9 protein-coding genes are annotated in these 6408 nt (G+C 66.9%); all 9 read left to right on the top strand.

The features are described 5' to 3' along the window. On the top strand, positions 1-426 hold a 426-nt coding region (locus VFP86_09985; GenBank protein ID HET8999963.1), incomplete at its 5' end, for an LLM class flavin-dependent oxidoreductase. A 162-nt stretch (positions 427-588) separates the two neighbouring features. After that, a complete protein-coding gene (locus VFP86_09990; protein ID HET8999964.1) occupies positions 589-1023 on the top strand; it encodes a Fur family transcriptional regulator in 435 nt (144 codons plus the stop codon). 65 nt (positions 1024-1088) lie between these two features. Continuing rightward, a complete protein-coding gene (locus tag VFP86_09995; protein ID HET8999965.1) occupies positions 1089-1574 on the top strand; it encodes a VIT family protein in 486 nt (161 codons plus the stop codon). Positions 1575-1658: 84 nt separating this feature from the next. Then, positions 1659-2462, top strand: a complete 804-nt coding sequence (locus tag VFP86_10000; protein HET8999966.1) for an aldolase/citrate lyase family protein — start codon at positions 1659-1661, stop codon at positions 2460-2462. 3 nt (positions 2463-2465) lie between these two features. After that, on the top strand, positions 2466-3086 hold the full coding sequence (locus VFP86_10005) for a hypothetical protein (GenBank protein ID HET8999967.1): 621 nt from the start codon (positions 2466-2468) through the stop codon (positions 3084-3086). A gap of 36 nt (positions 3087-3122) precedes the next feature. Beyond that, positions 3123-3569: a tRNA adenosine(34) deaminase TadA gene (tadA, locus tag VFP86_10010; protein HET8999968.1), complete on the top strand. Its 447-nt coding sequence runs from the start codon at positions 3123-3125 to the stop codon at positions 3567-3569. Positions 3570-3717: 148 nt separating this feature from the next. Next, positions 3718-4863: an extracellular solute-binding protein gene (locus VFP86_10015; GenBank protein HET8999969.1), complete on the top strand. Its 1146-nt coding sequence runs from the start codon at positions 3718-3720 to the stop codon at positions 4861-4863. A 63-nt stretch (positions 4864-4926) separates the two neighbouring features. Continuing rightward, on the top strand, positions 4927-6009 hold the full coding sequence (locus VFP86_10020; GenBank protein HET8999970.1) for an ABC transporter ATP-binding protein: 1083 nt from the start codon (positions 4927-4929) through the stop codon (positions 6007-6009). Between the two features lie 3 nt (positions 6010-6012). Next, positions 6013-6408: ABC transporter permease (locus VFP86_10025; protein HET8999971.1), on the top strand; the 396-nt coding region annotated here is incomplete at its 3' end.

The following is a 6408-nucleotide window of genomic DNA, read 5'->3' on the forward strand; positions in this document are numbered from 1 at the left end:
CGCGTGTTTGCCATGAAGGAGATCTGGACCAAGCGCGAGGCGGAGTTCCATGGCCAGTTCGTCCACTTCGACAAAATCTGGGCCGACCCGAAGCCGCTGCAGAAACCGCACCCACCGATCATCATCGGCGGTGATGGCCCGACCACGTTCGACCGAGTCGTGGAGTTCGGCGATGGCTGGATGCCGATCATGCGCCCGAACCGCAACCCGGTCGAGCGCATTCCCGAGCTGCGCGAACGGTTGATGAAGGCAGGGCGCGATCCCAAGGCGGCGCCCGTCGGCATTTTCTACGCGCCGCCCAAGCGAGAGGCGTTGGACACGCTCGCCGGAGCTGGTGTCTCGCGCGCGATCTTCGGCCTGCCGTCTGAGCCGCGCGAGTCGGCGCTGCCGCGGCTCGACGCGTACGCCAAGGTGATGCGGAACTGACGGGCCGTCACTGGGCGGCCATCATACTGACGTATCGCTCACAGGCCTGTTTGGTCGACCCCGCTCAATGCGGTTGACACAGGGGTTTTCCTGGGCATATATTTATTAAAAGTGGCTACTAATAAGAATCGACTTCAACCTTCAACCGGCGCGACCCTGCAGGTGTGGACGGATCTGCGGCGGCGCCTGGCCGCGCAGCGGGGCCGGCTGACCCCCCAGCGCATGGCCATTTACGACGCCGTGGTGGGGCGGACGACCCATCCCAGCGTGGCGGCCGTGCACGAGGAGGTCCGACGGCGCTTCCCCGGGGTGAGCCCGGCGACCGTCTATGCGACGCTCGACCTGTTCGCCCGATTGGGGCTCGTCCAGGAAGTCAGCGGGCCGATCCGCCGGTACGACGGCCGGGCGGGGATGCACGTGAACCTCGTCTGCTCCCGGTGCGGGCGGGTGATCGACGTGGCCGATTCCGAACTGGAGCCGCTGCAGCGCCGGGCGGCGGCCCGCGCGCGCTTTCACGTGTCGGCGGTGCGGTTCGAACTGCACGGCGTCTGCCCGCGCTGCCGCCGGCGGGCGCGACGGCGAACTGGGGGACATTGATGCCGACGCCTGAGGGATTGCACGCGCACGTGGCCGACGCCGGCCAGCAGGTTGCCGCCGGCCTCATGGCCTCACGCGAAGCGCACGAACAGGGCTACCTGCTCAAGGTGGTGCAGCCCGCGCTCCTGGGCCTCATGGACGGGTCGATCTCGACCCTGGCCCCGCTGTTCGCCAGCGCGTTCGCGACGCGGAATCCGCACATCGCGTTTCTGGTCGGCGCAGCGGCCGCGGTCGGCGCCGGGATCAGCATGGGCTTTGCCGAAGCGCTCTCCGATACCGGAAAGCTCACCGGCCGGGGGCGACCGGCGATCCGGGGGACTATCACGGGCGTGGCGACGCTGATCGGGGGATTGCTCCACACCCTGCCGTTCCTCATCCCGAGCCTCAATCTGGCGCTGGCGATCGCCTACCTCGTCGTAGGGATTGAGCTCATCGTCATCGCGATCATCCGCTACCGGTACTTCAAGATGAACTTCTGGCTCTCCATCCTGCAGGTCATCGTGGGCGGCGGGCTCGTGTTTCTCTTCGGGATCTGGATCGGCAACTCGTAAGCCTCCCCGTCCATCTCGCGGCAAAGGGAAATCCACGAGCCTGGATGGAACTCTTTCGGGGTATCCTTGGTAGAGGAGCGTGAGATGCTGGCCAACCCTTTGAAGGGCCGCGTGCGCGGCGGGGAGGCGGTGTTCGGGACCATCCTGCCGATCCCGTCACCTGAGGTGGCGGAGATCGCAGGGCTCTCCGGATACGATTTTCTCCTGCTGGATATGGAGCACGGCCCGGTGACGGTGGAGGTCCTCGAGGGCCTCGTGCGGGCATGCCGCGCCGTGGACGTCGTCGCGCTGGCGCGGGTCCCGACCGACCATCCCAAGACGATCCTTCGGGCCCTCGACGTGGGATGCGTGGGGGTTATGGTTCCTCAAGTGGAGACGCCCGAGCAGGCGCTGGCGGCGGTCGCGGCGACGAAGTACGCGCCCGCGGGCACGCGGTCGCTCGCCGGGGCGACGGCGGCGGCCTGGTGGGGTCACGTGCCGATCCCCGACCACGTCACGGCCAGCAACGCCGCCACGATGAGCATTCTACAGATCGAGACGCGCCGCGGGCTCGAGGCGGTCGAGGCGATCGCGCGAACCCCCGGAGTGGATGTACTCTTTATCGGCCCGTCCGATCTTTCGCAAAGCCTGGGTCATCCGGGCGCGGTCTCGCACCCCGACGTCCAGGCCGCGATCCGGCGGATCTTCGGCGCGGGCCGGACCGCCGGCGTGCCGGTGGGGATTCTCGCCCTCACCCCCGAAGACGTCCGCGCCTACCGGTCGATTGGGGCGACCATGTTCATGGACAGTCTCCCACGCTTGCTGTTGCGGGCCTGCCAGGGACAAGTGCAGAAGCTGCGGGAAGCGGCCCAGGTCGCCCAGGGAGCGACGCCGCCCGGGGTTCGTTGACGCGTGTCGACACGGCTCGACTACCACGATCCGTTTCATGAGTTCGCGGGGCGGCTGACCGAGGCGCTCGAGGATCACCATCTGGTCGTCTCCGGGTACGCCTTTCTGGTCGACGTGGATCACATGAGCCGCGAGTATCGCTACGTGGTCCACCTCGACGGCGAGCCCTCCTCCGATGCTCCCCGAACCTTTGCCTGGCCGTGGGCCGAGCTCCGGTTTCTGGTCGACGCGCTCTCGTTCGGGCGCCACATCGCCGAGTACGACGAGGGCGTGGAGTTCTCCCGAACCGTGCATGAAGAAGTGCAGGTCTTCGGAGAGCTGCTCACGGAGATCATGATGGATCGGCTCCTGGTGCCTCCGGACGTGGTGGCGCTTCGCCGCGCCATCATCCCGGTGGCGTCGGAACCGGGCGTACCGAGCATCAGCCTGCAGCAGCACTTCTCCAGCGAGGATGCGCCGCCGGTCTACAGCGCGCGTGTCCAGTCGAGCATCATGCTCAAGGAAGACGAGTTGGTCGATGGGGACCGGCCGCGCAAGATCGCCTCGGCCGTCTCAGGGATCCTGAGCGCCCTGGAGGCGTTGCATCTCCCCGCCGAAGGGGCGCCCATGCCGCCCGCCGAGTAACGCCGGCGACTCGTGTTCGACACGGACGCTGTGTTCATGGATGAAGCGCTCGTCGAGGCTCGGGCCGCGGCGGGTGTGAGGGATGTGCCGGTCGGCGCGGTCATCGTGCGCGATGGGCACGTGATCGCCCGTGGGCACAACCGCAGGGAACGAGATCGGGATCCCACCGCCCACGCGGAGATGGAAGTACTCCGCCGCGCGGCCAGGGTGCTCGGCGGATGGCGCCTCCACGGTTGCACCCTCTACGTCACCCTTGAGCCGTGTGTGATGTGTGCCGGCGCGCTGGTCCAGGCCCGGCTCCCCCGGTTGGTGTACGGCGCGCGCGATCCAAAGGCGGGCGCTGCCGGCAGCGTGATCGACGCGCTCACGGACACGCGGTTCAACCACGTCGTCGAAGTGCTGGGGGCCGTGCGCGAGGCTGAGTGTGGCGCCATGCTCCAAGCGTTTTTCGAGCGAGTGCGGCGGGGAGATTTGCCGGCCTAGGAGGACGCCTCCGGCAGACGGCGGCGCGTGCAGGAGATTGAAAACCGGGGACCAAACCAACCGGGAACACTCGCCGCGGCTCCCCAGCGGGGGGGAGCATCCTGGGGGCCGCGCGGCTGAGGCACTTCTGATGGGGCGGGGGGCGGGAATGATGGACGATGATGTGCTGCGCGTGGTGACCTCGTTGCAACGCGAACGGATCAGCCGCCGAGAGGCGATCCGGCGGCTCGCGATGCTGGGCCTCGGCGCAACCTCCGCAGCCGCGTTGATCCGCACGATGCGTCAACCGCCGGTAGTCAGCGCTGCGCCCATGCAGAGCTTCAAAGGGCAGACGCTTGTCATCACCAGTTATGGCGGCACCTGGCAGGAGTTCATGACGAACGAGCACATCCCCCAGTTCGAGGCGGAGACCGGTGCCAAGATCGAGCTGGCTGTGGGACTGGCCAAGGACTGGTTCGTGAAGATGCAGGCGGCCGGCAAGAACAGCCCCCCATACGACGTCTTTGTGACAAACGAGACCTACCTGGCCCAACTGCGCGCCGAGGGGTTTTTCACACCCCTGCCGATGGATAAGGTGCCGAACCTCAAGTACGTGCCCAAGCAGCTCCGGCAGCCAAACGACGTCGGCGTCCTGGGACTCGTCGGTCCCCTCGGGATTGCCTACCGCACGGACCTGGTCCAGGATCCGCCGAAGTCGTGGTTCGACCTGGGCAAGTACGGCAACAAAGGGGCGATCTTCAGCATCGGCAACTCGGGCGAACCCCAGCACGTGATGAAGATGGCCCAGGCCCTCACCGGCGACTACAAGAATTGGAAGCCGGCGATCGAGTGGATCGGGAAACACCTCTGCGGGGCCAGACAAGTCGATTTCAGCGGTACCGAACTGACCATGATGACCCAAGGCGAGGTGACGGTCGGCTTGATCGATTCACCCGACTGGGCGTTGATGAAGGCCAAGGGCGTCCCCGTCGCATGGGTCCTGCCCAAGGAAGGCTACTGCGGAATGTTTGAGCAGGATATGAACGTCTGCGTGGGCAGCAAGGTCAAAGAACTAGGCTACGCGTTCATCAACTACTGGCTCAGCGCGCCGGTCCAGAAGAAGTGGGCGGAAAAGTTCTACTGGACCCCGGCCAACAGCCAGGTCACGGTCAGCGCGGACCTCGCCAAATTGATCCCCGTGACCCCGGCCCAGCTCGGCAAGATCCCCCGCTGGGATTACGTCTGGCTCAACAGCACCGGCGCGCGGGAAGGTATGGCGGATGCCTGGAACCACCAGGTCAGTGGTCACTGTTAGCCGGTCCGCGATGGCCTGCGCGACCCGCGTCCGGCGACCGCTGCGTTAGCGCGAGCGCCCGGCATGGCGGAGATCAGCCTCCGGGGGCTCACCAAGCGTTTTGGAAACGCCGCCGCCGTCCATGACCTGACGCTCACCCTCGCCGCAGGCGAGCTCGTGGCGCTCCTGGGCCCGTCGGGCTGCGGGAAGACCACGACGCTCAGGATGATCGCCGGTTTCGAGACACCGACGCAGGGGCGTGTCCTGCTGGGTGATCGGGATGTCACTGAGGCGCCCCCCGAGAAGCGCAGCTGCGGGATGGTGTTTCAGAATTACGCCCTTTTCCCCCACCTCACCGTTCACCAGAACATCGCCTTCGGTCTCGAGATGCAGGGAATCCGGCGCGATGCAATCGACCGCCGCGTGATCGAGATCCTCGAGAAAGTCGGGCTCGGCGGCCTCGACAAGCGGTACCCACGCCAGCTCTCTGGCGGACAGCAGCAGCGCACAGCGCTGGCACGGGCGCTCGTGATCAACCCCAGCGTGCTGCTGCTGGACGAGCCGCTCGCCAACTTGGACGCCAAGCTGCGAGAGGAGATGCGGTTCTTCATTCGTTCGCTGGTCCGGGAGTTTCACATCACGACCCTGTACGTGACCCACGATCAGGCGGAGGCCCTCGTTCTGGCCGACCGCGTGGCCGTGCTCATCGATGGAGTCCTGCAGCAGTTCGATACCCCCGAGGCCGTGTACCGGCGGCCGCGCACGGTTCGCGTGGCCGCGTTTATCGGTCTGACGAACCTGATCCCCGGGCGGGTCACGGCGCGATCGGGCGACCGGCTCGTGCTCGAGACGAGCATCGGTCCGCTGCGCGCCAGCGGACCGGCCGACCTCAGGGACGGGATGAAAGCGATGCTGAGCATCCGGCCGGAGAACCTCGAGCTCGGCGGGCGCGATCCCGCCGCACCGCGGGATGGGGTCAACCGTCTCCGAGGCGTCGTGCGCGAGCGCACCTACCTCGGCAGCCTCTACGACTATCGGGTGGATGTCGGGGGGGACTCCCCGCTCCGCGTGCAGGGTGGGGTGAACGCCGTGCACCAGGTCGACGACGAGGTCACCCTGTCCTTCGACGCGGCGGCCGGCTGGGCGCTGCCGGGTGGGTGGGAGTAGGCGATGCCGGCGGCAATCGACGTCGGCGTTCGCCCGGCCCCCAGGGCCTCGGGGCAGGCGCTCATGATCGCGCCCGCGCTGTGTCTGATGCTCGTCTTCTTTGTGCTTCCCTACCTCAATCTGCTCCTGATCAGCTTCTTCACCCAGAGCCATCAGGCCCCATACGCGCGCGTGCTCACCGTAGCCAATTACGCACGCCTCACGGGCGATCCATTTACGTGGGGGGTCGTCTGGCGGACGCTGTGGCTCGGGGCCATAACCACCGTGATCAGCCTGGTGCTGTCATACCCGCTTGCCTACCACCTCGCGCGGGCGCCTCGCCGGTGGAAAGGCCTCCTGATGATCCTTGTAGTCTCGCCGCTCCTGGTCGGGGTGCTCATCCGGACGTATGGGTGGATC

It is taken from the genome of bacterium, from assembly GCA_035703895.1.
Taxonomy (GTDB): domain Bacteria; phylum Sysuimicrobiota; class Sysuimicrobiia; order Sysuimicrobiales; family Segetimicrobiaceae; genus Segetimicrobium.

Bases quoted from the DNA above. Each gene is read 5' to 3' on its own strand.
- VFP86_09995 (HET8999965.1), top strand. From the start codon at position 1,089: ATGGCCTCACGCGAAGCGCACGAACAGGGCTACCTGCTCAAGGTGGTG.
- VFP86_10000 (HET8999966.1), top strand. From the start codon at position 1,659: ATGCTGGCCAACCCTTTGAAGGGCCGCGTGCGCGGCGGGGAGGCGGTG.
- tadA (HET8999968.1), top strand. From the start codon at position 3,123: ATGGATGAAGCGCTCGTCGAGGCTCGGGCCGCGGCGGGTGTGAGGGAT.
- VFP86_10015 (HET8999969.1), top strand. From the start codon at position 3,718: ATGATGGACGATGATGTGCTGCGCGTGGTGACCTCGTTGCAACGCGAA.
- VFP86_10020 (HET8999970.1), top strand. From the start codon at position 4,927: ATGGCGGAGATCAGCCTCCGGGGGCTCACCAAGCGTTTTGGAAACGCC.